The organism is Cyanothece sp. BG0011, from assembly GCF_003013815.1.
Taxonomy (GTDB): domain Bacteria; phylum Cyanobacteriota; class Cyanobacteriia; order Cyanobacteriales; family Microcystaceae; genus Crocosphaera.
The window spans coordinates 1-26,115 of sequence record NZ_PRLH01000201.1 but is presented as its reverse complement, the minus strand read 5'-3'; the positions used below and the strand labels follow the sequence as shown (position 1 = coordinate 26,115).

Sequence of the window (26,115 nt, the reverse complement as noted above, 5' to 3'; positions counted from 1 at the left end):
GGAGGAACCTATGTTTGCATGGAAGGGCCGGCCTTTTCAACTATTGCTGAATCTAATTTATACCGCAGTTGGGGCGCGTCTATTATTGGAATGACCAATTTACAAGAGGCAAAACTGGCCAGAGAAGCTGAAATTGCTTATGCTACTCTAGCTTTAGTCACCGATTATGATTGTTGGCATCAAGACCATGATCATGTCACCGTAGAAATGATCATTGATAATTTACATAAAAATGCTATCAATGCTCAAAAAGCTATCTTAGAAACCGTGAAACGCTTAGATAAAAATCCCCCGATTTCTGAGGCACACTCGGCCTTAAAATATGCCATTCTTACCCCTCCTCATCAAATTCCAGCAGAAACCAAAGAAAAATTAGGTCTAATTATTAACAAATATTTATAAGGAGAAATTAACATGAAACAAAAAATCTTAGGCTTATTATTAACTGTTTTATTATTTTGTGGTTTGTTCAATGTATCTGATACCTTAGCAGCCACAGAAACCACAGAAGTTAAAGTTAGCTTAGGCAACGAAGCAGGGGAATTAGTGTTTGAACCCAATCATCTAGAATTGGTAGCAGGAAAAAAATATAAAATTAAATTAGATAATCCCAGTCCCACTAAACATTATTTTACGTCTAAAGACTTTGCCGATGCCAGTTGGACTCAAAAAGTTGAAGCGGCCAAAGTGGAGGTAAAAGGGGCAATTCATGAGTTAGAATTAAAGCCAACAGCAGAAGCAGAATGGGTTTTAGTTCCTATGAAACCCGGAACCTATGAACTTCATTGTTCCATTGCAGGTCATGCAGAAGCAGGAATGGTAGGGGATATTGTTATCTTATCTGAATAGATTATTTACTATTTGTGGGTTATGGCAACTGCAAATCTATCTCGGTTTCGACTCCTAAAAAAACGCCGTCATTTTTATCAGTCTCGGTGTCAAGTTTTGCGTTCTCAATTAGGGTTTAATCAAGTGGAATCAACCCGTCCGAAACCTTGCATCGGTTGCTGTCATTATCACGGTAAATTCTATGGATATAATCGTAACCAGAGAACTCAATTAATTTGTGGGTTTCATCCCAACGGTTGGCTGAGTAATAATTCTTGTCCTGATTGGGAAAAAAGCATAGATAGTAAACAGTTAAACACTGAAACGTAAATTGAACTGATAATAGCAATAACAGCAACCTGGTTGCTAGTTCCTTAGAGTTTTCCACACTTCCGTTGAGATTCTCTGGAGTTGCTACTGAATGATTAGATTTCAGTTGCCTTGCTCCCTTAGTGTTACTTGAGGAAATATAAGCCTCTAGCTTGGTTGCTGTTATTGAGAGTTAACGAGACAGACATGAACTGATACAGGGTGTTCTCCTTTGAACTTGTATGTTTTACCTTGCTAGTTGATCTGCCAGGGAAGCTTGATTCATTAGCTTCATTTTTAATTTAACATCTTACTTTGATAATTCTGAGAATTTGCAATTAAACTTTACATAATAGGGATCAAGACAATCTTATTTGTTTTCTAGGTATTTTTTATCAGTTGTCAGTTATCAGTGACCAGTGATTGAAACTTAGATGACGATTTTGGTGAAAGTTACTATAATTTAAAAAATGAAGAAACAGCATCACATATGTTAACCCTCAATCCCTCTTTAACTCCATCACCCCAAGACAGTAGTTTACTGACAGACTTGTATCAGTTAACCATGGCTGCTTGTTACGCAGGGGAAGGCATCGCCGAAAAAAGAGCCAGTTTTGAACTATTTGTGCGAAGTTTACCGGATAACTTTGGTTATATTATCGCTATGGGACTAACCCAAGGGTTAAACTATCTAGAAAACTTGCATTTTACGGCAGAACAGATAGATTATCTGAAAAATACAGGAATTTTTGACCATGCAAGTCCTAATTTTTGGTCATTGTTAGAAAACCAAGGCTTTGCCGGGGATGTGTGGGCAGTTCCCGAAGGAACCCCAATCTTTGCCAATGAACCCTTATTGCGAGTCGAGGCCCCCTTATGGCAAGCGCAAATTGTCGAAACCTACCTGTTAAATACCATTAACTATCAAACTTTAATCGCCACCAGAGCAGCGAGAATGCGCGATATGGCAGGGGAAAACCCTGTTTTGTTAGAATTTGGCACAAGGCGTGCCTTTAGCCCTCAAGGAGCAATGTGGGCGGCGAGGGCAGCCCTAGCAGCCGGGTTTGATGCGACTTCTAATGTTTTAGCCGCCAAAGAATTAAACCAGCAACCCCGTGGAACCATGGCCCACGCCTTGGTTATGGCCTTTACCGCCTTATCAGGGAGTGAAGATGAAGCCTTTAGCGCCTTTAATCGTCACTTTCCAGGGGCAACTTTATTAATCGATACCTATGATACCGTAGCTGCCGCCGAACGGTTAGCCCAAAAAATGGCAGCCGGCGAAGCAGAGGTTAAAGGGGTTCGTTTGGACTCTGGAGATTTAGGAGACTTGTCGAAAAAAGTGCGATCGCTACTTCCGAATGTGAAAATTGTTGCCAGTGGGGACATTGATGAATGGGAGTTGCAACGGTTGCGAAAGGAAAACGCTAGTATTGACGGTTATGGCGTGGGAACTCGCTTAGTAACGGGAAAACCTGTCAATGGAGTCTATAAATTAGTCGAAATTGATGATATTCCCACTATGAAAGAATCTAGCCAGAAAATGACTTATCCGGGGCGAAAACAGATATTTCGTCGCTATGATAACGGAATGATAAGCAGCGATCGCTTAGCCTTAGCAGATGAAGCCATCGAATCAGGAGAAACCCCTTTATTAGAGTTAGTCATGAAAGAAGGTAAAACGATCACAGAAACTGAATCTTTAGACACCATTGCTCAACGGGTTCAAACTTCAGTGAAAAGTTTACCTCAAGCAACTCATAATATAACTAAACCTACTTCGATTAAGGTGAATATTTCTGAACCGTTAGAAACATTACGTCAATCTTTAATTCATTAATTTTAGGATAAAATACTATGACAAAAATTGCTCTATTTGGAACCAGTGCTGATCCCCCAACGGCGGGACATCAATCTATTATTCGCTGGTTATCAACTCATTTTGATTGGGTGGGAATTTGGGCTTCTGATAATCCTTATAAAGATCATCAAACCTCTTTAGATCATCGGATCGCCATGTTGAAATTATTAATTGATAATATTGATCCCCCTCGTCATAACATTTATCTTTCTAAAAAATTAAGTCATCGTCACAGTTTAATTAGTGTGGCAAAAGCTAAGGAGATTTGGGGAGAAAATGCAGCGTATTATTTAGTCATTGGTTCTGATTTAGTGAAACAAATTCGTCAATGGTATCGTATTAATCAATTATTAGCTAAAGTTTCAATCTTAATTATCCCTCGTCCTGGTTATACTATCAATGAATCTGACTTACACGCTTTAGAAGAAATTGGGGGAAACTATGAAATTGCTGATCTAAACGCCCCTGAAGTGTCTTCTACTGCTTACCGAAAATACGGTAATGAAAATGTCTTAATTCAACCGATTCAAGATTATATTCACCAAGAAAAATTATACGCATGAATTCCCATAACAATCAATTAATTTTAGAAGATTTTAAAGTAGGAGTTGATAATGTTATTTTTTCCATTGATTCTCAAAAAAATCGACTCTTAGTTTTGTTAGTTAAACGGCCAGAAGAACCTTATATTAATCAATGGGGTTTACCAGGAACATTAGTGAGAAAAGGAGAATCTTTAGAAGCAGCCGCTTATCGTATTTTATCGGAAAAAATAGAGGCAAATAATCTCTATTTAGAACAATTATATACCTTTGGCGGACCTAACCGAGATCCCAGAGAATCTCCTGATAGTTATGGGGTTCGTTATTTATCAGTGAGTTATTTTGCTTTAGTGCGTTTTGAAGAAGCAAAATTAATTACAGATCATCATCAAACCACTTGGTATATGATAGAAAAAGTTCCTAAATTGGCTTTTGATCATAATATAATTTTAGACTATGGTTATCAACGATTAAAAAGCAAATTAGAATACAGTCCTGTTGCTTTTGATGTATTACCAGAAATGTTTACTTTAAATGATTTATATCAATTTTACACGACTGTTTTAGGAGAAAATTTTGCCGATTATTCTAATTTTAGAACCCGTTTACTTAAGTTAGGTTTCTTGATAGATACTGAAAAAAAAGTGTCTAGGGGTGCAGGAAGACCGGCGACTTTATATCGCTTCGATTCTGAAGCGTTTGCCCCCTTCAAAGATAAGCCGTTTGTTTTTATTTAATTCTTAAATTGCTAAAAAAGATTACTATTATGAAAATTGCGATCGCTCAACTTAATCCGATTATTGGTGATATCGAAAATAACGCACAAACTATTTATAAAGCAGCGCAAATTGCCGTAGAAAGAAAAGCACAATTATTATTAACCCCTGAACTTTCTTTATGTGGTTATCCTCCCAAAGATTTACTTTTAAATACTGGTTTTGTTAAAAAGTTACAGATAGAATTAGAAAAATTAGCTAAAAAATTACCTGATAATTTAGCTGTTTTAGTAGGCACAGTTACGGAAAATCCCCATGCTTACCGTGAGGGAGAAAAACCCTTATTTAATAGTATTGTTTTAGTGGAAAATAAAGTTATTAAACAAATTTTTCATAAACGACTGTTACCCACTTATGATGTTTTTGATGAAGACAGATATTTTGAACCCGGAAAAGAAAGTAATTTCTTTCAATTATCTTCTAATATTCCTGATAGTAAACCGATTAAAATCGGGGTAACCGTATGTGAAGATTTATGGAATGATGAAGAATTTTGGGGCAAACGAAACTATGAAACGAACCCTATTCAAGATTTAGTTAAATATGGGGTTAATTTAGTGGTTAATCTATCAGCTTCTCCTTATAGTATTGGGAAACAAAAAGTTAGAGAAGCTATGTTAAAATATACGGCAAAACGTCACCAAGTTCCTATTATTTACACCAACCAAGTCGGGGGAAATGATGACTTAATTTTTGATGGAAATAGTTTTGCAGTAAATAAAAATGGTGAAATTAGTTTACAGGCAAAAGGGTTTCAAACTGCTATAGAAATTGTTGAGTATGAAGAAAAGAGTCAAGATTTAAAAGCGAGTTATATGGCTCATTTTCCAGAAACAGAAGAAGAGGAAATCTGGTCAGCTTTAGTGTTAGGATTAAGAGATTATGCCCATAAATGTGGCTTTTCTAAAGCTGTTTTAGGGTTAAGTGGTGGAATTGATTCGTCTTTAGTTGCTGCCATTGCTGTTGAAGCATTAGGTAACAAAAATGTGTTAGGAATATTAATGCCTTCTCCCTATAGTTCAACTCATTCTATTAGTGATGCAGAAGCATTAGTTAATAATTTAGGAATTAATAGTCATATTTTAGCTATTGGAGATGTAATGAAAGCCTATGATTCACTATTAGAACCTTTATTTAAAGGGACAGAATTTGGCGTTGCCGAAGAAAATTTACAATCAAGAATTCGCGGTAATTTATTAATGGCTGTGGCCAATAAATTCGGACATTTACTATTATCAACGGGCAATAAATCAGAAATGGCTGTGGGTTATTGTACCTTATATGGGGATATGAACGGGGGTTTAGCTGTTATTTCAGATGTGCCTAAAACCCGTGTTTTTAGCCTTTGTAAGTGGTTAAACCGACATGAAGAGGTCATCCCCCATAATGTCTTAATTAAGCCTCCTAGTGCCGAATTAAAGCCCGATCAAGTGGATCAAGATTCCTTGCCCTCTTATGACATTTTAGACGGTATTTTAGATAGATTAATTCATCGTCATCAATCCATCAAAGAAATAGAAGCAGATGGATTTGATTATGATATAATATGTAAAGTGGTAAAATTGGTAACTCGTGCGGAATTTAAACGGAAACAAGCCCCTCCAGGATTAAAAGTAAGCGATCGCGCATTTGGGACTGGTTGGAGAATGCCGATTGCCAGTCGTTGGAAATTGGATTAATTAAAATAATTGTGGAGATTTAAAAATGGCTAATAATCTTTATTAAACTGATTATGAACAATGATTACGAAATCAGTCCATGGCCTTAAAAGAAAGAAACCCTGATTTATTAGATTGGGATCATTTAGATGATTGGTATCCCAATAATTCCCTATAAACTATTCAATTAAATACCATAAAAGTCTTCATCTAATATTTGTTGTTGAGAAAAAGGACAACTTTTAGGATATTCATTTTCTTGAGGAATACGAACCCCAAACTTAGCAAGTTTTCCCTCTTTAATGGCTATTTTTCTAGCATCAGGATAAGCTTTTTTAATAGCCGTTTCCAGATAAGATTTAAGAGAAGGCGTATCCCGTAAATTTTTCTGAACTCGTTGACGATGTTCAATAATAGAACCATACCAACTATCTTTCATAGATGAGGGTGCATCATGTTGTACTTTTAGTTTGAGTAAATGAGCTAACAAAATCATTAAATTACTTTCTAATGCTCGTTTTTCAGATTTTCCCAACTCTGTTAATTCCTCAATTAAGTGATCAATATCTAAAGAGGAAAAGTCCCCTTTCTGTAATTGATAGATAGTGGTTTCTATCCACTTTTGAAAATCTTGATCGTAAAGTATTTTGGACATAGAAGTAATAGTCAATATTTAATGTGTTTAATAATCAGGCAACTTCAAGGTTATAACGTAACACAAGCAATTCATTCTCTTTTAAAATTGCCATTGCATATTCTTGCCCTTGGTTATCAGCAAATTCTACTAAATATTGCTTTTCTCCTTCTCTTTCATAAACTTCTACAACCGTTCCCACTTGTCCACTAGGTAAGCTTTCAATAGACTCATATTCTGGTTCAACTAAGGTTAATCTTTTCTTAGCAATGGGATGGATAATAGCGACTGTATCTACAGTTAAAATGTTATTCATAATGTTTACCTAATGAATGCAGAAATAAGACGAGGATTAGATTTATTATAGCTAATTTCCCAAATAGTCCGAAGGATCATATCTTCCTGGTTGGGTATTTTCCAGTCCACCTTATCCTCGATTAATATCGGCTAAACGATCCTCACAAATTAATTGAATGGCACTTTTTAAGCTTTCTTTGGCTTCTTCAATAGTTTCGCCTTGACCATTGGCACCAGGAATTTCAGGACAAATCGCCCAATATCCCCCTCTTCGGCTGCTTCAATAATGGTTGTTAATTCTGCTTTCATAATTGTTTTGTAGATAATTCATTTAGTCATAATAACTCAAAAAAACTAAGGTGGGCATTGCCCACCCTACAGAAAATTAATTAGTACGGAACCTGGCTAATTCTTTGCCGGTCTTAGCATCATGAGCATGAACTGTACAAACCAAACAAGAATCAAACGATCGCGCTACATGACCCACTTCTACGGGGTTGCTACTATCTTCGATGGGAATACCCACTAACGCCTCTTCAATGGGTCCTCTGGTATGATTCCCGTCTCTCGGTCCAACGTTCCAGGTTGTCGGTGCAATCACTTGATAATTCTTGATTTTGCCCTTTTCGACTTCAACCCAGTGACATAAGGCCCCGCGACTCGCTTCCGTACCACCCCAACCGCGGCCATCTTTTTCAGTAGGTTTGATGTACCAGGGTTCGTTTAACTTAAACTCACGCAGACATCTTTCTACTTCCCGATACAGTTTCACAGATTCGTGCATCCGTGCAAACTCACGGAGATGAATGCTAGGGCCACCCATTTTCTTGAACATATCCAAGATTAACCCATCATAGTGTTGCCAACTTTCGCCATGCTTCCCACCGGCAACTAACTGACGCGCTAGAGATCCCACTTCCATGCGGCCTAAGTCCTTATGACTCACTGCTGTGGACCAGGAATATTTACCGTCGTAGTCGTTAGTATTGATATGCTTAGGTTGAGTGGTGCGATCAAAAGGATGAACATCGGCGGTTCCTTCTTCGTACCACGCATGGCTGGTATTTTCCCGTGCAAAGGTATGATCAACCATGTGGTGCATATCGGTGAAGCTATCATAAACACCACCTTTCATGATCACTGCCGCGTTACGGCCTTCAATGGTAGGATGTTGATACTTGTCTTCATGGGGAAGATAACCCCAGGTTAAATAACGGCCAGGACCACCACCATACTTATCTAAACCGATATCTAAGCCCATACGCCAATAGAAACCGAGATCGGAGTTTGCATGGTTGGGACTCTCATCTAACCATTCTAAAAAGTCTTCATAAGTTTGAATTTCTTCGTATCTCTCTAAGGAACACCCTAACCATACCGGTTCTAACCAGTTGGTACGGAAATATTCCATAATCCCCCAACCTCTCGTAATATCAGTTAAAGTGGGCGCACACATGACACCACCGGGAACCATATAACTCGAATGAGGCCATTGTCCCCCGAATAGGGCGTAAAGTTCGACCGGTTTCGCTGAGGTGGTGATTGCCAGTTCATAAGAGGTTCCGGTAAAGGCACTAAACCGCTTACAAGCTTCTTCATAAAAAGGACTATTTTTGTACTTTTTATTGGTTAAGTCGATGGCATATAACGCATAAAAATGTCTGGGGTGACTTTGGATGGTTTCGACTAATTGACCTAAATTCCGTGCTAAAATCGCGTTACGAGGCACTTCTGTTCCCCAAGCGGTGTCTAAGGCCCAAGAGGCAGACGTAAGGTGAGATGCGCCACAAATACCACAGATACGAGGGGTAACAATTAATCCGGCTTGGGGATCTTTTCCTTTTAAAATAACTTCAAAACCCCGAAACAACTCGGCTTTGGTCCAAGCATTGACCACCTGGCCATCTTCAATATCAACCCTAACGTCTAAGTCCCCTTCGACTCTCCCCACTGGAGAAATTTCTAATTTTTGTACTGCCATAGTGTTACTCTCAAGAATGGTCAAATATTCATAGAGTAGGGGCATAATATATTATGCCCCTACGGATAGTTAAACAGTGAAAAAGTCCTCACTAGCCCAAGATGGACTTGCATCTTTAGAAACCACCGTCATTAACGCATAATCTTTTTTATTGATACCCGCAGGTAACTCTTTAGGAACACCCATTACGGTTTGAGTCTTGAAGACGGTTCCTGGTTTAAGATCATGGAAAGGAAACTCCGGTTCTGTACACCCTAAACAGGGCATACCGGCACGGGTTTTAGATGATACTCGGTTCCAGAGGATACGATTACAAGAAGAGTGAGTCATAGGCCCACGACATCCCATATCATAGAACAGACATCCGGTCCGTTGTCCGAAGTCTTGGGTGGTTGCTTTGTAGGAAAAGTGCATATTCCTGGTGCAACCCGTCTGGGTAAAGCTACGGAAGAAGGTTTGTGGACGGTGGAACTCATCAAGGGTGAGATCCCCGACTCTTCCCGTGGCCACTGCGACTAAAATTTGAGATATCCAGTCAGGGTGTGACGGACAACCGGGTATATTAATCACAGGTAGGCCAGCTTGAGACACATAGTCAGCCCCTAAAAAACCTCCTTTGTTCCGTTTGAGGAATTGAACCCCAAGGGACTCGCTAGGGTTGGGTTCCATGGCTGGAATACCCCCGTAAGTGGCACAGTCTCCCACGGCGACAACGAAACCAGCTATCTTAGATAAGTCGGTTAACCAGTCTTTCATGGGACGACCGGCGAAACGGTTCCATTCTCCCGTTCCGTTGGGGGCGTTGACGACGCTTCCCTCATAGACTAGGATATCTACGGGGATTTTCCCATTAACACAGTCGTGTAATAGTTGCTGTACTTCATCACCTAATTGCAAACCTAGGGATGGATGCCATAAGACATTGATCCCAAAGTCGGTAATTAAGTCTACGACGGTGGGTTCTTCTGCATTGAGAAACGAAATTGTATTCCCAGAACAGGCACCACCTTGCAGCCATAAAACATTAGCCATAGACTGTCTCTTATAGGTTTTCAGGTCATTATGCTATAATTTTAGTCATTTCTTGGCATGATTTAAGCTTTATTTAACTGTTATTTAGATAAGTTTTAATCCTGTAAAATTTCTTATTATTTGTTGATATTTTATTCAGCTTTTCTATCAGTTTTACTATGAAATCATGACAAAGATATTTATTAAATGTATTAAATTTTACAGACAGAAATAGGATAAGCACCATCATAAAAACTCAGTGTTGAGGACAAAACTTAAGTAAAAAAGTTTTAAAGTTTAAATGATGGGATGCAGAAAAATTCATCCTTACTTCATTAAATGAGACGGGAGAATAATCTCTGGTAATAACGGACGCAAATCATCCACAGAAATTGGTCCGAAATTCATAATAGTTGGATATTCTACGGTAAAATCAATTAATGTTCCCCTGCGTCCATAACGACTACGTCCTCCATCTACGATTAAAGGAATGATATCCCTAAAATAGCGTTGTGCTGCGTCAAAACTAACAATGGGTTCACCCCCTACTTTAGCAGTTGCTGACACTAAAGGAAAAGGAATTTGCTCTACTAGCTCATAAATAAAAGGGTCAGGACAAGAGAGAAAAATTTTAGAAAATCCTTGGGTAATTTCTCGATTTAATTGAGGATGAGCCTGTACAATCATGGTAACAGGATAGGGAAAATGGGATATCATACGTTTCGCTGAAGCGTTTAAAATCGCCACTTCTTCTGCTTTATTTCCTCTGGTTAAAATTCCTAAGGGTTGATCTTGTCCAAATTTTTTAATTTTTCGCAATGTTGCGATCGCTTCAGGTCTTAAACCATTAACAACTAAAGTGTAAACCGTATCCGTCGGTAATAAAACCACCTCACCCTGTTCTAAATAATCAATCAATGTTGGTACAATTTTTAAGTTAGCTTTAAGAATTTGTGCAGTCTGTTGAAGATACATAACTATTTTTTGGTAACAGTGTCGTGTAATTGTATCAAATTATACTAAAATTTTATGTAAAAAAAGCATAATTTAAATGCAATTTAATCATAATCAATATTTCTTAATATCTTAAATTCAGAATAATGCGACAAATAGTTTGGATTTAATCTGATTTTCTCTTATGATTATCAAACACTAATTTTAAAAATTTAGACTAAATTATGATTAAAAGTCCCTTACGTTATCCTGGTGGAAAATCAAGAGCAATTCAACAAATACAAGAACAATTTCCTAACAATTTTTCTGAATACCGAGAACCTTTTGTTGGCGGTGGTTCAGTGTTTATTTATCTCAAACAAATTTATCCGAATATTGATATTTGGATTAATGATTTAAACCCAGAAGTTTACTTATTTTGGAAGATGGCACAATCGAATTTAAAAGCATTAGTAACTGAACTTAGAGAAATAAAAAAAAATAGAGTGAATGGACGAGAATTATTTACAGAGTTAAGTCAAGTTGATGTAGAAAAAATATCCGATTTTGATAGAGCAGTGCGTTTTTTTGTGTTAAATAGGATTACCTTTTCAGGGACGATTGAATCAGGGGGATATTCAGAAAAATCTTTTCATAGTAGATTTACAGAATCATCTATTGATCGGGTCGAAAAGTTAGGTCATATTCTCCCAGGAATTCATATTACTAACTTAGATTATAGAGAGGTTGTTAACAAAAAAGGTGAAAATACTTTTATTTTTTTAGATCCTCCTTATTTAACTGCAACTAAATCAAAATTATATGGCAAAGATGGCAACTTACATACATCATTTAATCATCAAAACTTTGCTAATCTTATGAAAGAATGTGAACATCAATGGTTAATTACTTATGATGATGCTCAAGAGATTAGAAACTATTTTAAAGACTACACTATTATTCCCTGGCAGTTACAATATGGTATGAATAACTATAAACAAGGGAAAGCCGAAAAAGGGCAAGAAATTTTTATTAGAAATTATCAACAAGAGGAACCTGTCATCAAAAGTCAACAATTATCTTTAAACTTAAACATTTGTTAACAAGAAATGGGCTGAGAGAAAACACTAACAAAATTGATTACAATAAAAGAAGAAAAGATGCTTAATCGTTAAAGCTTATGCCTAGAGTAAATCCCCATACCCTACAAATGCAAATATCTCGAATGTTTGAGCAGGGACAATCCTTTTTTTGTGCCATCAAAGTGCAAGATTGGTTAAGAGAACAAAACGAAGATCCCAACGCTTATGATATTTCATTTCACCCTCAACCGGCTCCCCCTAATTCTAACCTCAAAACCAGCATGAGAATAGAATTAAAACGCAAAGATGGCCAAGCAGTTGATCCCTGGTTACAAGAAGAAGTTAATCGCAGTAGTTAATTAAGTTTATTAACAGCGAGCCATTGATGCCCTCATCTTTAAAAAAAATCTGTACAATATATAGAAATATAAATGACCCATTACGAAAATACTATCGGTAACTATTCTAGCAACTTAACAGTGATCGACAATACCAGCGACAAGCAAATCCAAAACCTAGCTCTAACCATAGCCCAAGCAGCCGACGATCGCAAAGCCGACGATATCGTCATCCTCAAAGTCACAGAAGTTTCTTATCTGACCGATTATTTTGTGATTATTACAGGGTTTTCTCGCACTCAAGTCAAAGCGATCGCAGAGGCCATCGAAGAAAAAGTCTATCAAACCCATCAACAAGTTCCCAAACAAACAGAAGGGAAAAATGACGGTAACTGGGTTTTACAAGATTTCGGGGATGTGATTGTTCATATCTTTTTACCCGAAGAACGAGAATTTTATAACTTAGAAGCCTTCTGGGGTCATGCAGAAAGGTTAGAATTTTCATCATTAGAAGTTACACAATCATCACGGTCATGAGGGAATCATCTATACAAGTTTGTCCAGTCCCCCTAGAACAACAACCAGTCAACGAATATGAGGAGTTAAAAGAATCTTGGTTTTTTCGGTGGGCAACCTTAGAAAAATCCCTATTTTGGCGTAAAATAGCTGTGGTATGGGGCATGGGTTGGCTATTAACCAGTCCCATTGCAGCCGCCAGCTTCTCTCCCGGTCAATCGGTGTTACGGTTTATTCTCTTCAGTAATTTGGGGGCCGGGTTTATCTTAGCCTTGATTCTATTACAATTATTCTTTGGATGGCACTATGTGAGCGATCGCCTCAAAAAAGAAACCATCTTCTATGAAGAGTCCGGATGGTACGACGGGCAAACCTGGCCCAAACCGCCAGAAATGTTAACCCGCGATCGCCTCATTGTCTCCTACCAGATTAACCCCATCTTAGTCCGCTTAACCCGGACCACCGGCATATTAGCCCTATTAATGGCAGGGGATAGCATGGTTTGGCTATGTTTATAATTCAAGTTAATTTTTTATGACCAGCAGAGCAAAACGTCACATAACACCAAAACTAGAAGTTCACCTATTACGAGAAGGGATCGTCGAATCAACCCATCACATAGAAGCAACGGTTTGTGATGACAGGGGACGGGTTCTCTCCGTTGCTGGTAACCCAGAAACCACGGCCTTTGTTCGTTCGGCCCTTAAACCCTTTCAAGCTTTAGGGGTGATGGCCACAGGAACCCTCGAACGCTATGATTTAAGCGATAAAGACTTAGCCATTATCTGTAGTTCCCATCAAGGAACCGTCGAACAAGCTAGACAGGTGTTTAATGTCCTCTGGCGGGCCGATATCGACCCCAGTGCCTTACAATGTCCTATCCCCCAAGGGTGCAGTAGTCCCCTACAACATAACTGTTCCGGCAAACACGCCGGAATGTTGGCCGTCTGTCAGCAACGAAACTGGCCCCTTAATACCTATTTAAAGCGATCGGCCCCCGTGCAAAAGTTGATTTTAGATAAAATTGGGGAATTATTAGGCATTCCAGGGGCTGAATTAATCGGCGCCCACGACGACTGTGGCGCACCCACTTATTCGATGAAACTCTCCCAAATGGCCCATTTATACGCTCAACTGTCTTCTGGTAACCGTCTCGATCTAGAACGGATTCTGCGATCGATGACCTATTATCCCACCATGGTGGCCGGTGTCGGCTCATTTGATACCGAGTTAATGCGTTTAACAGAAGGGGAGTTAGTCAGTAAAGCAGGGGCCGAAGGAATTCAATGTGTTGGTCGTGTCGGGGAAGGCATGGGCCTGGCCATAAAAGTCTTAGATGGCTCAAAACGAGCTAAGTCTGCTGTGGCTATCCATATCCTACGACAAATGGGTTGGATCAACACCAGCGTAGCAGAAAGTCTCGCCGAAACCTTTATGATGTTGAGCAATTATAAACGGTTAGAAGTAGAAGGGGAGTTAGTCATGTCGTGAAACCTTTGGCTTTGGCTGGCTGTAATCCTTACCTGTTGCCTGTTTCTCGTTCCTGGTTACTTTTTTTGAAAAAAAGCTTGCAATTTTTCAGAGCTTATTGTTATACTAGAAAAGGCGACGCGGGATAGAGCAGTCTGGTAGCTCGTCGGGCTCATAACCCGAAGGTCGGTGGTTCAAATCCGCCTCCCGCCACTTTTTTACAGCTTTTAGGGGTCAACTGTTGTTGGCCCCTATCTTTTTATTGACCCCAAAAAAATGGAAATGCTGAAACGTTATCAAAGTCTTTTATTATTACTACTCCTGACTATTATAACATCAGGAATTACCTTGTTTTCTTCAGCGTTATCGGCCGATGAAACTTGTGTTTATCATCCAGAAGCGTATCAAGGAGTCAATTTATCCAACTTAGGTAACGAATTAGAAAAGACAGGGTTATTAGGTGAAATTCATGGGACAGTTCCCGAAGAAAATATATTTGTTTTATCCGTTCGTGATCCTGATAACTTTTTTAAGTCTCAGCAATTTTCCGTGATTCCTGGTAACAAGAAAACACGCAACATTTTAAGGAATACAGACAGACATGATCAAGTTTGTGTACGAGGAAAATTAGTTAAAAACCCTAGTCCTCAGCCTCATATTGTGGTCAAATCGGCTGTCATCACAGAATCATGGGATGGATTACAAGGTTATGATAATTATCAATATCAGGGGAACATACCCGTAGATTTAAAGTACAAAAATCACGCTATTTTTAAAGTTCATGCTATTGATAATGATGGTAAAATCTTAGTGGTAGAATATAAAGATAAAGTATTACCTATTTTTGTTGAAAATCCAGAATTAACCAAAGATTTATATCGAGGGGACTTAATTGATCTCAGTTACAAAATACAACCCTGGCCAAAACAACCAACCCATTTAAACTTAAATTTAAAAGCCGAAAATCCCTTAACAGTCGTAGATCAATTAGTGGCAAAACACCAGACAGAAGCAACATTAACAGGCAAATTAGTTAAATTTCCTCAAAGTCCTCAAATCGCCTTTGATGTTTATGCCATAGAAGTGATCACTCAAGGGTTATCTCGCTATTATACTTTAGTTAATTTTGAAGATGCAGAAACATTTAAAACCATTAGAGAAAAATTAGAGACAATTTGGAACAATCACTTAGAAACGGTAGAAGCTGGCCGTAACTTTTTAATTAATCCTCATGTTATGATTCAAGCACAAGGTCAACTTAATATTATTTCTCCCCAACAAGCTAACCCTCAAATTCTCTTAGACAATGCTAATCAAATTCAAGTGATCAATTGATCTCAGTAGTCGGACATAACTATACTCATATCTTGCACCTCCCTCCATCCCCCACACCCCCCACACCCCCCTTTAAAAGGGGGGCAGGGGGGGTAGGGGGCAGGGGGGGTAGGGGGGATCGGAATAGGCAAAAAGCAAACGTAAGTGAGTGTGAGAAATGTGGGAAGACAATTAACATTTTTCTCCCTTTGCTCCGGCGCTCACTTCACAGTAACGTTTATTTTTCTCCAGGTACTTACTGAGAATTTTCTTGGGACCAAGCAGGATGAGAAAATAAAGAAGCCGTTACCCGAACCCCTCTAAGTTGATTGAGTAAGGGAAGATGACCCACCGGCGCCCTTAACTCCCAGGTAAATTGATTGGGGTATTGAGTCCAATTATTGTCTTTTTTCCAGCCAATTTTTGGCCATAATTTAGTAAAGTCTTTGCCAACGGATAACCATAGTTTTCGCTGCACAGAAAAACCAAATTTTCCTTCTGAATGTAACAACCATAGGGAATTAATGGTTTGTAAATCGGTTATGGGAAACTGCTCAACTTCGGTAAAATAAACCCATTTACGCTGTACGGCCCCTTCCCCGGCTAATTCACACAAAAGATGACGGGTTAGGGTATCAGCATCTTGAAATTTTTGCTCAAGCAATAATTGATTCAGGGGTTGATAATCTATGTTTCGTTGGGAGTTAAGGGGGATAATTCCATTAGGAAAATGAGTTTGAATAAATTCTTCTGTGATGGGCTTTTTTAATTGATAAAGTGTGCCGTAAATTTTACCTCTGACGATGTCAACAACGTCAAACTCTGATGCTTGTAAAAATTCCATTAAGACTTGCCAACCTCCTTCTCCCATCGCCATTAATTGAGGAATTAATTGAAGTTGGTCTTTTTGTGTCCCATTGATAAATCGATCTCTCAGTTGGGAGAGATTATGGTCTGTATTATCGATTGTAGCGGTTTGCTGGTCAGTCATGAAACTATCCGTTGAGACTCACAATAATGTATTTTTTGCTTAGATCAATACTGATTAATCTCGGTTCATCTAAGGGTTAATCAACACTACTGTCTGATAAGGATCGAGGACAATGATTGCTCATTGACCGCTACTTATATTATCTCAAAAAGAGGCTCAATTTAGAAGCAAAATCAGGGATTAATTTAACTCATGACCGATAATTTCAGGTTCGGTGAATTCGTCTGACATCTCTAAGACAGCGCGGATGACGGGTTTCATCATGGGAGTCTCACTATTTTCATTATCTTCATGACGACAACGTTTAGCCCGTCTTGAAACTTGTACTACCACACGATAACGGTTTGAAGCTGCACTCATCAAGCGATCGGCTCGTTCAACCATTTCGCCGGGGTTAACAGGAAATTGTTTAACCATTTAATTATTAATAAATGACGCTACCTTTGAGCATATCAAAGTAGTGTAAAGAACAATTCAAGACTAGGATAGGAAAAGATTAATATTGATGTCTTTACCAGTTAAAGAGGGGGTAACTCTAAAGGAATTTGTCCCATTATTCCTTTTCTAAAATCATTTAATAACTGCATGGTTGCTCTTTCTTTATCCCCTTTATATCGAGTATTTCCTAAGATTTCAAGATATTCTTCTCCCGTAATGTCTTGGGGATCAACTTGATAGCGAGATAATAAAATTTTCTCGAAATTTAACTCAACTAATAAATCAACTAAGGCTGCTCCAATTTGTTGATTATCATAAGCTGCTTCCCCAATATCTTCACAAATAGCTAATTTGACCGCATCCTCTTGATTATCGAGTTTAGCTGGAATAATACCAGGTGCATCTAAAAGTTCGAGATCATCAGAAATTCGTATCCATTTTAACTGACGAGTCACTCCAGCGCGTCTGGCACTGGCTGCCACCTTACGACCCAATAAACGGTTAATTAAGGCTGATTTTCCCACATTAGGAAAGCCGATGACCACTGCTCTAACCCCACGGGGACGCATTCCGCGATCGCGTCTTCTTTGGTTCATCTGTACCCCTGCTCCTTGGGCTGCTTTTTGTAGGGGTTTGATACCTTTGCCTTGTTTTGCGTTGGTATAATAAATGGTTTCTCCTCTCGCTGCAAACCAGTTTAACCAGCCTTGGCGCACGGATTCTGGTATCATATCCATGCGGTTGAGTACCAGCAGTCTGGGTTTATCTCCTATCCATTGAGGAACGTCAGGATGATGGGAAGCTAAAGGAATACGAGCGTCTAAGACTTCAAAGACCACATCTACACGGTTAAGTTGTTCTTTGAGTTGTCTTTCTGCTTTGGCAATATGGCCAGGATACCATTGAATGAGGGGCATGGGAATAATTGTTACAATAATCTTCTAAAATCATAGGACAAATTTGCATGAAATTACCAGATCAACGGTGGTACATTGCCTCTCCTAACCCCGATCAAGTGAAAATGTTGGTAGCAGAAACGGGATTATCTCCTTTAATGGCTCAGGTGATTTTAAATCGAGGTATAGATAGTCCTAATTTAGCGCAAGTTTATATTAACCCAGAGGTAGAAAGTCTGCCCGATCCCGTCGATGAATTTCGGGACTTATTACCTAGTATTGAACTGTTAAAAGAAGCCATTGAAATAGGAGAAAAAATTGCTATTTGTGGAGACTACGATGCTGATGGCATGACTAGCACGTCTTTATTATTAAGGGCATTAACTCATTTAGGGGGAGATGCTTATTATGAAATTCCGAGCCGTATGAAGGACGGTTATGGTATTAATGAAAGAATAGTAGAAAAGTTTGCAGAAGAAGGTGTAGGAGTTGTTTTAACCGTTGATAATGGCATTGCTGCCTATGACCCTATAAAAAGAGCGGTAGAATTAGGATTAACCGTTATCATTACCGATCATCATGATCTACCTGAAAAGTTGCCACCAGCTGATGCAATTTTAAACCCAAAATTGTTATCAATTCATTCTCCTTATCGAGGGTTAGCTGGTGTGGGAGTTGCTTATATTTTGGCGGTAACGCTTGCTGAACAATTTAACAAAACTGAGGAAATTATTGATTCATTATTAGAGTTGTTTACTTTGGGGACGATCGCAGATTTAGCTCCCTTAGTTGGGGTTAATCGTCGTTGGTTGAAAAAGGGATTAAAACAGTTACCTAATTCACAATTAGCAGGGATTCAAGCTTTAATGCAAGTTGCAGGAGTTAGCGAAGAACAAAAACAATTAAAACCAGATGATATTGGCTTTAAATTAGGGCCAAGAATTAACGCAGTGGGAAGAATTGGCGATCCACAAACCGCTATTGAACTATTAACAACGGATGATCCAGGAATTGCTTTAGAAAGGGCAATGCAATGTGAACAAATTAATGGTAAACGGAAAGGATTATGTGAAGAAATTGAAAAGGAAGCCATTCATTTAATTAAAACAACCCCTATTAATTATAAAAAAGATCGAGTTTTGGTCGTCATTAATCATCAATGGCATCATGGGGTAATTGGTATTGTTGCCTCTCGTTTAGTTGAGCGTTACGGTGTTCCTGTTTTTATTGGTACTTATGAAGAAGATGATCCTAGTAAAATTAGAGGATCTGCCAGAGGTATTGAAGAATTTAATATTTTTGAAGCTTTGGTCTATTGTGATGATTTACTGGGGAAATATGGGGGACACAAAGCCGCCGGAGGATTCGGTTTAAAGAGTGAAAATTTAATGGCTTTTAAAGAAAGATTGAGTGAGTTTGCTCACAAATTATTAGAACCCCATCACATTAAACCTTTAGTTAAAATTGATGGAGAAGCCAATTTTAAACAGTTAAATGCTCAGTTATATCAACATATTGATAGTTTACAACCTTGGGGAATTGAAAACGCTTTTCCTGTATTTTGGACTCCTAATGTGAAAATCTTAGAACAAAGAACCGTCGGCAAAAATCATCTAAAATTAGTATTAGGTCAAGATGATGGTCAAGAAATGAAAGCGATCGCTTGGCGGTTTGGTTCTTATTTTCCTCTACCTCAACGTCTAGATATTGCTTATAAATTGACAGAAAATCACTGGAATGGTAACGTTAATATTGAATTAGAAATAGTAGGAGTTCGTTTACCTACGGGTATTGTAATAAAACCTAAAAATACTTTCATCTATCAAGGAAAAGAATATATTTGTCATTATTCCCAAAAAGAAAAAGAATTGAGAATTAAAAATGCTCAAGGTAAAGTTTTGGCTGTACGCAAAGGACAACGAAAAGGATTATTAGGGATTAATCGTCAAGAAGCAAAAGAGATTGATGTGACTCAAAAGCCCTATTTTGATATAATTAAAGCGGCTATGAATACTTTAAATTTAACGAAATAATTGGTTTTTAAAAACCAATTTATATTATTCTAAATCGGCAATAATCCTTTGCATTTTGACAATTAAATTAGGAATATTCTCTTGAGACGTATTCCAAAGAACAGTTAAATTAACCTCTGAATACTCGTGAATAATCTTATCTCCTATTTCTATCATTTTTCGCCATTCTATTTGTGGATAAAGACAGCGAAACTCATCAGGAATATTCTTACTTGCTTCCCCAATAATTGTAAATGCCATCATCACTGATAAAATTCTTTCTTTATTTTCTTCAAATTCTTCAAAAGATAAATTTATTGTTTGTTTTTGGATAATTATCGCATATTTTAAAATATCTCTTAAAAAATTTTTTAAACTTCTTTTCATATATGTATTGTCTCATTCTAATTAATATAAAACTTATTTTGTATCAGTTTGATTTATTAATTATTTTAACTAAAGAATAGATGTACTTAACGCAATGTAGAGGGTTTGAAGCGTTTTATGGATTTTTAGACAGATTTTTAGAGGTAACTCTACATTTACACTTTAGCATTTTTTGGAAAAAACACAAGTCTCAAATTTCGTCATATTTCGGCAAAATAAGCGAAAAGCGATCATTGTAAATGAGTGTGAATTAGTTTGGATAGTTTATATAAATATTTGGCTTAGATAATTTAGTTTTATCGTAGGGGTCAACGGCCGTTGACCCCTACAGTGAGATAGGTTGTCATTATCCGTTTTTTAAGATACCTTAGATATAGAGAGTTACAAAATCAAATAATAGTGCAGAAATTAGGTTTACTTTTAGCTTTTCATCAGTTGAAATGCCTGTAATTTTTCTTACTTATTTATTCATGTAATTCTCTAAATTTATGTATTTAGAACTGGAGTCAACAGGAATTCTTGATAAGAATAGACACTTTTCAGTTTTAGTTAAATACAGAGGTTAATACTGAAAGACATGGTGGTATGCACGAAATGGGTACAGTCAATATAAATTATCACCCCGATAGCGGGGGAAACACTGCCAATGAATTCTATCAAGAAAATATCCCAAAAATTAAAACAAATTCTAACGAAGAACTTGTTTTATTATCGTTGGAAAATCGGGAATTATACGGCCTACAAATTACCCAAGCCATTGAAGAAGCGAGTCAGGGGACTAGAAAAATTAGGATTGGTTCCTTATATCCCACCCTTCATAACTTGGAGAAAAAAGGACTCGTACAGTCTCGATGGGGTGACGAGAAACCCGAAGAAAGAGCAGGGGCCAGACGACGGTATTATACCCTTACATCCTTGGGAAAAGCCACCGTTACCGCCATCCATGAATTCCGAAACAATCTCCTTAATTGGCAACCAACTTGAGGAAGAAAACCAAGAAACAATCACTATACTTTTTGATAAAATTTATGACTATTCTTGGTCAACAAAATGGTTAGTGATTCCTGTTATTTTACTACTTCCAAAAGATAGAATGGAAGAATGGTTAGGGGACTTATATCGAAGTTTATCCCTTAGTTTCGGGAAATATCCTCAATGGTATATTAATCTTATAATTATTTCTAAAACAGGAATTTTGATCATTTCTGCTCTGAAAATCAAGATTAGTGACCTTTTTAAACTTACCTAAACTATTACCAAGGATAACGTAGGGGCTTAATACTATTAAGCCCCAGTCTTTGTGTGTTAAGATTAAATAATTTAAGTATAAGATAGTCTATCTAAAAATAACTTGAAAAATTATTCTAAAAGTTGTTGCATAATCAATTTAACTTCTTGTAGTTTTTTAGGTGTAACTTTCGCCTGAATTTTTACAACTTTACTTTGTAGAACTGAAAAAGGCTTATCAACTCTAATGGCACTTTTAACAGGTAAATTACCTGTTTCTAAATCTTGACTTTCAATGATAATTTTGTAAGGATTAAGAGATAAATTAGAGGTTATTGCCAAGACAACCGCGTCTAAATTAGTTTGATTGTAGTTATTATTAGAAACAACTAAAGCAGGTCTAACTTTAGTCCCTGTTAAATCTGAAAATGGAAAAGGGATTAAAATAATCTCTCGTTGTTTAACTTTCAAGACATTGCTCCCAAAGTCCGTCGGGTTCGTTATCGTAAACGTCTTTTATTCCTTCTTCTGCTAAAAGTTCGTACTCTTTGACTTTCTGTAATGTTAAAGTTCCATTTTCGTCTACTGTGTAACAATAAAGTTCATCATCTTTTAGATCAAAAATTTGTTTAATTTGTTCAAATTTAGCGATTTGCATTTTAATGAAGATTAGAAACTATTTTAATTTTTGGGTTTACTGAGACCTATTGTATCTTATGAAACATAATTACGACTTTTCCCAATCAATTAAAAGCCCTTACTTCAAAAAGTTACAAAAACCTGTAACTATTGAGCTAAAAGAAGAGGTAGTTAACTACTTTAGCCAATTAGCAGAAGAAACAGGTATTTCCTATTAAAGTTTAATCGAACTTTATCTACAAGATTGTGTTCATCAACAACGAAAGCCTGTATTCCAGTGGTTAAGCAAAGATGCATCACAAAGTTAAGGTAACTCCACAGAAGTCGGTTTAGCAATATGAGGCAGCCCCCACCCTAACTTTTCTCGTAAAATACGGAAAAATTCAGGTTCTTCTAAGCGAATAAACCGCGCAGTATAACGGGACTTTTCCACATGAATTCTATCTTCTGGTAAGACATAACACCCTCCATTCCCATCTACGACTAATACCATGCGGTTAGGAGTTGCCGGAAAAATACTCACGACCTCCTTATCCGAAAAGACCAAAGAACGAGAAGCCAAAGAATGAGGGCAAATAGGAGCTAATTGTAGCACCGGGACATCAGGAGTCACCACTGGACCCCCTGCGCTTAGAGAATAGGCCGTTGACCCTGTCGGAGTGGATAAAATCAAGCCATCGGCCGCAATATCCACCGGTGCGTGTCTACCGATTTTTATCTCAAAATGACACATACTGGTCAAAGGTTCGCGGTGAATGACCATTTCATTGAGAGATAACGCTTCCCAGAGCAACGTTTTCTCACGATAGAGTTGTACCGTCAACATGGTACGTTCTTCTACTTCGTAGTCTCCTGCCAAGACCTTCTCGAAGACTTCTGATAACTGATTGAGATAAACTTCGGTTAAAAAGCCCATATGTCCCGTATTAACCGTTAATAAGGGAATACCACAAGGGGCTAACTGTCGATAGGCAGACAAGACCGTACCATCTCCCCCCAAGACAATAGCGAAAGCCATCTCTTGATCAAAATGAGGGGGAATTAAATGATCGATCGCCGTATGACAGACCGGACCTTCGGGGTGAGAATAGCCAAGAAGTCCTCCTCGGCCAGTCTCTAAGACAACAGTCCAGCCTTTTTCCGTCAACTGGGTTTGTAAATCTTGAGCAGCTTTACAAGCGACGGGTTTGAGATCGTTAAAAATAATGCCGACTTTTGGCACAACAAATTATCCTGGATCAGCGTTAACTTACACAGAAGATTTAAAAGGGGTTTTCTTTTTCTTCTTCGCTTTGCTCTTTTCGTAATCGATTTCTTTGAGCTTTTTAAGAATACGACTGAAATACTCTTGAAAATAAGATTCTAAAGTGGTCGTTTCTTTGGGGTCAACCCCTAGGGTTTGGTAAACTTTATCCATTGAGGCATTTAAAGGTTTACCACTGGCCAAAACTTCAGCAAACGCTAGGCGGTCAGAAATATTATACGTCCATTGGAAGAAACGAGTAAAGCGACGTAAAAATCTTAGCAGTCCCAGGGGAACACGAGCAATTTTCACCCGTTTATCTGAGAGTCTCTCACACAAGGCAATAATCTCTTCTGGTGTCCATGCTTTACTCCCTACCATGGGATAGGTCTGTTTTTGGGTTTCGGGGACTTCCAAGGTACGAATGGTTAATTTAGCCACATCTTGAGTGTCCATATAAGCAATAGGGGTACTTTCTCCTGAGATCCAAACCGCTTGATTATCCAGCAGAGGAACCGCGTATTGACCGACTAAGCCCTGCATAAAGCCACAAGGCCGTAATATGGTATAATTTAGGGTCGATTCTTCTAAAAATTTTTCTGTGCAGTATTTAATCTTCATTAACGGCACATCGGGGTATTTTTCAGCGTTAAGAATAGAAAAGAAAATATAACGGTCAATACCAGCTTTTTCAACCGCTTGAATTAAGTTGACTTTACCATCCCAGTCGATTTCTTTCATTGAGAGGTTATCCGTCGGCCGGGCAGCGGCTGCGTCAATCACTGCGTCCATCCCTTCTAAGCTAGGGGGTAAGGTTTCAGGTTTACAGATATCTCCTACCCTAAGTTCTGCCCCCCATTCTTTTAAAAAGGCTGCTTTTCTAGCATTTCTGACTAAACAACGAATTTCATGTCCTTCATCTATGGCACGACGGGCTATCTGTCGCCCTAGTGTCCCTGTTGCACCGACAATTAATAATTTCATTTATATAAATTTGTAATGTTTCTTAACCTTTCTCTAAGATATTAACAGAAAGTTACACAGTTTTCACATTTTTTGCAAGATCACAGCGATCGCTTAGCCGTTATCGTTGAGTGTAATAGATACTTTGATGAACCGGATCTGAGCAAAAGTAATTATCCTTGACTTAATTTTTCTAGCTTATCGTTTCTAATCTGTTTTTCTATCAGACATCTCAGTATTTCCAGAATATGGGAAACCAGTTGGCAAAAGGGAATAAGTGTGGGAACAATGGTTAAATATAAAATAAAAATAATACTGTCACCAACTAGCCGATGAACGACAACGCAACTGCTAAGAACCGCCTTCTAGGAGAATTTGATTATTATTTATTTGGCCAAGGGGATCATCATCGCATCTATGAGAAGATGGGGGCCCATTTGGTTGAGATGGATGGGGTGTCAGGGGTTTACTTTGCTACCTGGGCTCCCAATGCTTATGAAGTCGCTGTAGTGGGAGATTTCAATAACTGGAACCCTGAAGCGAATAAGATGGAGAGAACCGAAGTCGGAATCTGGGAATTATTCATTCCTGGGATAAAAGTCGGGGATCTCTATAAATATTCCGTTAAAAATCACCATCACCACTGTGTCTATAAAACCGATCCCTACGGTTATCAACAGGAAGTCCGTCCTGCTACGGCCTCTATTGTAGCCGATCTGTCTACCTATACCTGGAACGACCAAGACTGGATGGACAAACGGGAACGCACTAACCCCGAAAAGCAACCTATGTCTGTCTATGAAGTCCATTTAGGATCTTGGTTACACGAGAGTGTTAATAACCCTCCCAAAGAAGGCCCGAGTCTTCCGGTTGAACAAAAACCAGGGGCCCGTTACCTCAACTATCGAGAACTAGCAGAAAAACTAATCCCTTACGTTAAAGATATGGGTTATACTCATATCGAGTTACTCCCTGTGACCGAATATCCCTTTGACGGATCTTGGGGTTATCAAGTGGTCGGTTTTTATGCTCCCACTTCTCGTTACGGTCCCCCTCAAGATTTTATGTACTTTGTGGATAAATGTCACGAAGCAGGTATCGGCGTAATTTTGGACTGGGTTCCTGGCCACTTTCCCAAAGATCAACATGGGTTAGCTTATTTTGATGGTGGCCCTTTGTATGAATACGCTGATCCCCGCAAAGGAGAGATCAAAACGTGGGGAACCTTAGTGTTTGACTACGGACGCAATGAAGTGAGAAACTTCCTCATTGCTAGTGCCATGTTTTGGTTTGATAAGTATCATATTGATGGCATTCGGGTGGATGCTGTGGCTTATATGATCGAATTAGATAAAGGTCGAGAAGGTAACTGGGTTCCCAATAAGTATGGAGATAACGGCCATTTAGAAGCCATCAGTTTTTTACAACATTTGAATAATACGATCGCCCATAATTATCCTGGTGTGGTAACTATTGCTGAAGACTCTACCGCTTGGGGGAATGTGTCTAAACCGGCTAGCGAAGGAGGACTAGGGTTTACGTTTAAATGGAATATGGGGTGGATGAATGATACTCTAAAATATCTAAAAGAGCATCCTAACCATCGATCTAATTGTCATAATAAGCTTACCTTTAGTATTTGGTACGCTTTTGATGAAAAGTTCATGTTAGCCCTTTCCCATGATGAAGTGGTTCACCTCAAAGGCCATTTAGTCAATAAAATGCCTGGGGATGAAATGGCAAAAAATGGCCAATGTTCGCACCTTGCT

General features: G+C 38.3%; 28 protein-coding genes, 1 tRNA gene and 3 pseudogenes. 18 read left to right on the top strand and 14 right to left on the bottom strand.

What is annotated here, in order from left to right; translation table 11 throughout:
• From C4E06_RS26100 to C4E06_RS26070, 7 genes and pseudogenes are all read left to right on the top strand, one after another.
• Positions 1-402, top strand: a pseudogene (locus C4E06_RS26100) (S-methyl-5'-thioadenosine phosphorylase); the annotation flags it as partial.
• A 12-nt stretch (positions 403-414) separates the two neighbouring features.
• Positions 415-849, top strand: a complete 435-nt coding sequence (locus tag C4E06_RS26095; protein ID WP_107671256.1) for a cupredoxin domain-containing protein — start codon at positions 415-417, stop codon at positions 847-849.
• Between the two features lie 21 nt (positions 850-870).
• Complete coding sequence (locus C4E06_RS26090; protein ID WP_107671259.1) at positions 871-1,158, top strand: hypothetical protein; 288 nt, start codon at positions 871-873, stop codon at positions 1,156-1,158.
• A 469-nt stretch (positions 1,159-1,627) separates the two neighbouring features.
• A complete protein-coding gene (locus C4E06_RS26085) occupies positions 1,628-2,977 on the top strand; it encodes a nicotinate phosphoribosyltransferase (protein ID WP_107671255.1) in 1,350 nt (449 codons plus the stop codon).
• Positions 2,978-2,994: 17 nt separating this feature from the next.
• Positions 2,995-3,561, top strand: coding sequence for a nicotinate-nucleotide adenylyltransferase (locus tag C4E06_RS26080; protein WP_107671254.1), 567 nt, complete (start codon positions 2,995-2,997; stop codon positions 3,559-3,561).
• Complete coding sequence (locus C4E06_RS26075; RefSeq protein WP_107671253.1) at positions 3,558-4,277, top strand: NUDIX domain-containing protein; 720 nt, start codon at positions 3,558-3,560, stop codon at positions 4,275-4,277. The genes C4E06_RS26080 and C4E06_RS26075 overlap by 4 nt, the downstream gene beginning before the upstream one ends.
• A gap of 29 nt (positions 4,278-4,306) precedes the next feature.
• On the top strand, positions 4,307-5,995 hold the full coding sequence (locus C4E06_RS26070; protein ID WP_107671252.1) for an NAD+ synthase: 1,689 nt from the start codon (positions 4,307-4,309) through the stop codon (positions 5,993-5,995).
• Between the two features lie 166 nt (positions 5,996-6,161).
• Here C4E06_RS26070 and C4E06_RS26060 read toward each other — a convergent pair whose 3' ends face one another.
• From C4E06_RS26060 to C4E06_RS26035, 6 genes and pseudogenes are all read right to left on the bottom strand, one after another.
• Complete coding sequence (locus C4E06_RS26060; RefSeq protein WP_107671251.1) at positions 6,162-6,629, bottom strand: DUF29 domain-containing protein; 468 nt, start codon at positions 6,627-6,629, stop codon at positions 6,162-6,164.
• 34 nt (positions 6,630-6,663) lie between these two features.
• The gene (locus tag C4E06_RS26055) at positions 6,664-6,924 is read right to left on the bottom strand and encodes a DUF4926 domain-containing protein (protein ID WP_107671250.1); all 261 of its coding nucleotides are present in this window, start codon (positions 6,922-6,924) and stop codon (positions 6,664-6,666) included.
• A 111-nt stretch (positions 6,925-7,035) separates the two neighbouring features.
• Positions 7,036-7,214, bottom strand: a pseudogene (locus tag C4E06_RS29375) (type II toxin-antitoxin system HicB family antitoxin).
• 76 nt (positions 7,215-7,290) lie between these two features.
• A complete protein-coding gene (locus C4E06_RS26045; RefSeq protein WP_107671258.1) occupies positions 7,291-8,886 on the bottom strand; it encodes a nickel-dependent hydrogenase large subunit in 1,596 nt (531 codons plus the stop codon).
• A gap of 69 nt (positions 8,887-8,955) precedes the next feature.
• Positions 8,956-9,918, bottom strand: a complete 963-nt coding sequence (locus C4E06_RS26040; protein WP_107671249.1) for a hydrogenase small subunit — start codon at positions 9,916-9,918, stop codon at positions 8,956-8,958.
• A gap of 306 nt (positions 9,919-10,224) precedes the next feature.
• Positions 10,225-10,872, bottom strand: coding sequence for an L-threonylcarbamoyladenylate synthase (locus C4E06_RS26035; protein ID WP_107671248.1), 648 nt, complete (start codon positions 10,870-10,872; stop codon positions 10,225-10,227).
• A 203-nt stretch (positions 10,873-11,075) separates the two neighbouring features.
• On the opposite strand from C4E06_RS26035, the gene C4E06_RS26030 reads away from it, so the two are divergent.
• The 7 genes from C4E06_RS26030 to C4E06_RS26000 all read left to right on the top strand — a co-directional run bounded on the left by C4E06_RS26030 (position 11,076) and on the right by C4E06_RS26000 (position 15,571).
• Positions 11,076-11,933, top strand: coding sequence for a DNA adenine methylase (locus C4E06_RS26030; RefSeq protein WP_107671247.1), 858 nt, complete (start codon positions 11,076-11,078; stop codon positions 11,931-11,933).
• A gap of 77 nt (positions 11,934-12,010) precedes the next feature.
• Entirely contained in the window at positions 12,011-12,271 is a 261-nt protein-coding gene (locus tag C4E06_RS26025; protein ID WP_107671246.1) for a hypothetical protein, read from the top strand.
• Positions 12,272-12,343: 72 nt separating this feature from the next.
• Positions 12,344-12,787 carry a ribosome silencing factor gene (rsfS, locus tag C4E06_RS26020; RefSeq protein WP_107671245.1) on the top strand — a complete coding sequence of 148 codons (444 nt, stop codon included), beginning with the start codon at positions 12,344-12,346 and terminating at the stop codon, positions 12,785-12,787.
• Positions 12,784-13,284, top strand: a complete 501-nt coding sequence (locus C4E06_RS26015) for a CGLD27 family protein (protein WP_107671244.1) — start codon at positions 12,784-12,786, stop codon at positions 13,282-13,284. The genes rsfS and C4E06_RS26015 overlap by 4 nt, the downstream gene beginning before the upstream one ends.
• 16 nt (positions 13,285-13,300) lie before the next feature.
• Positions 13,301-14,257: an asparaginase gene (locus tag C4E06_RS26010; RefSeq protein WP_107671243.1), complete on the top strand. Its 957-nt coding sequence runs from the start codon at positions 13,301-13,303 to the stop codon at positions 14,255-14,257.
• A 118-nt stretch (positions 14,258-14,375) separates the two neighbouring features.
• Positions 14,376-14,449 (top strand) — tRNA-Met (locus C4E06_RS26005).
• A gap of 69 nt (positions 14,450-14,518) precedes the next feature.
• Positions 14,519-15,571, top strand: coding sequence for a hypothetical protein (locus C4E06_RS26000; RefSeq protein WP_107671242.1), 1,053 nt, complete (start codon positions 14,519-14,521; stop codon positions 15,569-15,571).
• 235 nt (positions 15,572-15,806) lie between these two features.
• Here C4E06_RS26000 and C4E06_RS25995 read toward each other — a convergent pair whose 3' ends face one another.
• From C4E06_RS25995 to ylqF, 3 genes are all read right to left on the bottom strand, one after another.
• A complete protein-coding gene (locus tag C4E06_RS25995) occupies positions 15,807-16,541 on the bottom strand; it encodes a GUN4 domain-containing protein (RefSeq protein WP_107671241.1) in 735 nt (244 codons plus the stop codon).
• A gap of 180 nt (positions 16,542-16,721) precedes the next feature.
• On the bottom strand, positions 16,722-16,958 hold the full coding sequence (locus C4E06_RS25990; protein ID WP_107671240.1) for a DNA-directed RNA polymerase subunit omega: 237 nt from the start codon (positions 16,956-16,958) through the stop codon (positions 16,722-16,724).
• A gap of 101 nt (positions 16,959-17,059) precedes the next feature.
• On the bottom strand, positions 17,060-17,896 hold the full coding sequence (gene ylqF, locus C4E06_RS25985) for a ribosome biogenesis GTPase YlqF (RefSeq protein ID WP_107671239.1): 837 nt from the start codon (positions 17,894-17,896) through the stop codon (positions 17,060-17,062).
• 47 nt (positions 17,897-17,943) lie between these two features.
• Between ylqF and recJ the strand changes: the two genes are divergently transcribed.
• Positions 17,944-19,908 carry a single-stranded-DNA-specific exonuclease RecJ gene (gene recJ / locus C4E06_RS25980; RefSeq protein WP_107671238.1) on the top strand — a complete coding sequence of 655 codons (1,965 nt, stop codon included), beginning with the start codon at positions 17,944-17,946 and terminating at the stop codon, positions 19,906-19,908.
• A 24-nt stretch (positions 19,909-19,932) separates the two neighbouring features.
• On the opposite strand, the gene C4E06_RS25975 is transcribed toward recJ, so the two are convergent.
• Positions 19,933-20,274 carry a DUF86 domain-containing protein gene (locus C4E06_RS25975; RefSeq protein WP_107671237.1) on the bottom strand — a complete coding sequence of 114 codons (342 nt, stop codon included), beginning with the start codon at positions 20,272-20,274 and terminating at the stop codon, positions 19,933-19,935.
• Between the two features lie 594 nt (positions 20,275-20,868).
• Here C4E06_RS25975 and C4E06_RS25970 point away from each other — a divergent pair.
• Positions 20,869-21,258 (top strand): PadR family transcriptional regulator, encoded by a 390-nt coding sequence (locus tag C4E06_RS25970; RefSeq protein ID WP_198649048.1) that lies wholly within the window; start codon positions 20,869-20,871, stop codon positions 21,256-21,258.
• Positions 21,218-21,523, top strand: coding sequence for a hypothetical protein (locus tag C4E06_RS25965; protein WP_107671236.1), 306 nt, complete (start codon positions 21,218-21,220; stop codon positions 21,521-21,523). Before C4E06_RS25970 ends, C4E06_RS25965 begins: the two co-directional genes overlap by 41 nt.
• Before the next feature lie 110 nt (positions 21,524-21,633).
• Here C4E06_RS25965 and C4E06_RS25960 read toward each other — a convergent pair whose 3' ends face one another.
• From C4E06_RS25960 to C4E06_RS25940, 4 genes are all read right to left on the bottom strand, one after another.
• Complete coding sequence (locus tag C4E06_RS25960) at positions 21,634-21,972, bottom strand: type II toxin-antitoxin system PemK/MazF family toxin (RefSeq protein WP_107671235.1); 339 nt, start codon at positions 21,970-21,972, stop codon at positions 21,634-21,636.
• On the bottom strand, positions 21,962-22,159 hold the full coding sequence (locus C4E06_RS25955; protein WP_107671234.1) for a hypothetical protein: 198 nt from the start codon (positions 22,157-22,159) through the stop codon (positions 21,962-21,964). The genes C4E06_RS25960 and C4E06_RS25955 overlap by 11 nt, the downstream gene beginning before the upstream one ends.
• A gap of 285 nt (positions 22,160-22,444) precedes the next feature.
• Positions 22,445-23,362, bottom strand: coding sequence for an NAD(+) kinase (locus C4E06_RS25945; protein ID WP_107671233.1), 918 nt, complete (start codon positions 23,360-23,362; stop codon positions 22,445-22,447).
• Positions 23,363-23,389: 27 nt separating this feature from the next.
• On the bottom strand, positions 23,390-24,367 hold the full coding sequence (locus C4E06_RS25940) for an SDR family oxidoreductase (RefSeq protein WP_107671232.1): 978 nt from the start codon (positions 24,365-24,367) through the stop codon (positions 23,390-23,392).
• A gap of 311 nt (positions 24,368-24,678) precedes the next feature.
• Between C4E06_RS25940 and glgB the strand changes: the two are divergent.
• Positions 24,679-26,115: pseudogene (glgB, locus tag C4E06_RS25935) on the top strand (1,4-alpha-glucan branching protein GlgB); the annotation flags it as partial.